The sequence below is a fragment of the Bartonella sp. TS82HLJMH genome (assembly GCF_042193495.1).
Classification (GTDB): domain Bacteria; phylum Pseudomonadota; class Alphaproteobacteria; order Rhizobiales; family Rhizobiaceae; genus Bartonella; species Bartonella grahamii.
In genome coordinates, this window is record NZ_JBHILU010000057.1 from 1 (window position 1) to 1804 (window position 1804).

Annotated in this window: 2 protein-coding genes and 1 pseudogene; all 3 read right to left on the reverse strand. The window is 36.5% G+C overall.

Translation table 11 applies throughout. From position 1 onward, the window contains the following. Positions 1 to 674, reverse strand: a 674-nt coding sequence (locus tag ACFIKO_RS09140) for an ABC transporter substrate-binding protein (protein ID WP_375673858.1), incomplete at its 3' end; no start/stop codon positions are given. Between the two features lie 360 nt (positions 675 to 1034). Next, positions 1035 to 1319, reverse strand: a complete 285-nt coding sequence (locus tag ACFIKO_RS09145) for a hypothetical protein (protein ID WP_375673860.1) — start codon at positions 1317 to 1319, stop codon at positions 1035 to 1037. Positions 1320 to 1598: 279 nt separating this feature from the next. Further along, positions 1599 to 1804: pseudogene (locus tag ACFIKO_RS09150) on the reverse strand (ABC transporter substrate-binding protein); the annotation flags it as partial.

The window sequence follows — 1804 nt, forward strand, 5'->3', positions numbered from 1 at the left end:
TCTCCAGAACGCCAACTCTCTAACTGATAAGGACCAACACAAGCAGAATGACTTGCCAAATACCGGTTTCCCATATCGCCATCTTGTTCGTTTTTCATGAGTGTCTCACGATCCAGCAAGGCAGCAGTGCGATTAGTGGAAATATTGCTAAGAATGAGCTCTGCTGGATAAGGTTTATCAAATTTCATCACCACCGTTTTCTCATTCGGTGCTTGAAAAGCCTCATCAACGTTTTGTTCTGTAATCCCATATTCATTAAATGTTGCCGCATTGGCCAATTTCAATTTGACAATCCGCTTCATACCCCAAACAAGATCATTGGCATTGGCTGATCTACCATCGTTAAACTTCAAACCATCACGCAAATGAAAAGTAATCACCGTACTCTGGTCATCACTTAAAACATCCCAACTCTTTGCCAAAGAAGGAACCATTTTAGCTGCATCATCTGTAGCAGAAACGACCAAATTATCACAAATATTGTTAACCACTTCAATTCCATAACGGTCATTGAGTTGTGCAGGATCAAATGTACTTATTGGATCCAGATTCCAAGCCATCACAAGCGTATCGGTAGGTGTTTTTGCTGAAACTTGTTGCACAAACATCCCCATTGTAATAACAGCAGAAACAAAAGAACAGCTCTTTTTCAATATTTTTCTTTTCACGTTCATAGACTTTTCCTTTTAACGTTTATTGTATAAATTCCCCATGCAGCAAAACGTGTTTAATAATTAAGTTTAGACGAACTATAGGCTCCTAAAAACCAAGCTTTAAAATCTTCAAGAACAAGCACCTCTTGCCAATGACTCCTCCTACCTACACTTATAAGCCAAACCAAAACATACAAAGGAAAACACTCTGATATCCAATGAACGCTCACCAACAACAGAGCTTATCCACGATATCATAACGCCTACTATTGAAGACTATAAAACCAATATTTTTTCTCTATCTTGTTAAGTAAGCTTGTCTCTTATTTCTTCCGGCGTTTTGCATACCATCAAAGCACTAACCCTTTCGGCTCAAGTACCTTAATAACAAAGAGCTTTCATAATAATTTGACGATTTGATAAAACAGGAAAATTCGTTAGTCTGCCAAGTGCAACGACTTTTATTCCTTCTTCAAAAGGAAATTTGATTTTTTTTTCATCACTCCCCGTAAAATAACACCCTCCAATTGATATCTCATCATCTTTCAAAGCAAAAGAAAATATGAATACCATAAAAACTGAATCCCTTGTGTACCCACCCATAACAAAACTTTCCTTCAACATCGAACAACCTTGCACCTTTAGCACTACTAAATTCCACGACATTTGTTACACTTAGTTTTTTATGTTACATTCAGTTTTTTAACAAATAAATTGATCACTTTTCAATTCAGAAAAATTGAAATATTCAATCTTAGCATCCACACAAATACACCTCTAATGAGAATGCTCCCCCCCTTTAAACGAATGTCTTGAAAAGGCATTCAACAATATATCACGCATTACCTATGATCTTCGACGTATTGCAAATCTTGAAAATTTATACAATACGCCGAATATATCATGACGATGTCCTTTATCTATTGAACAGCATTGAAGACACGCTTATTTTTCAATTTTACTATAAAAAATATGCGGTGCGCTATTCCAAACCCACTTTTTTATATCCGGTGTCATCGCGACGACGCCATATTTCTGATAGATAAACGCATAAGGTCCTTTTTGCATAAGTTCACGTTGTAAATCAGCATATATTTGCGCCCGTTTTTGTGGATCTTTTTGAAACAACGCCTCTTCAACTTTTTGATTCA

What these genes read in the sequence shown, in the direction of transcription:
- ACFIKO_RS09145 (WP_375673860.1), bottom strand. Translation starts at nt 1,319, where the DNA reads ATGTCGTGGAATTTAGTAGTGCTAAAGGTGCAAGGTTGTTCGATGTTG.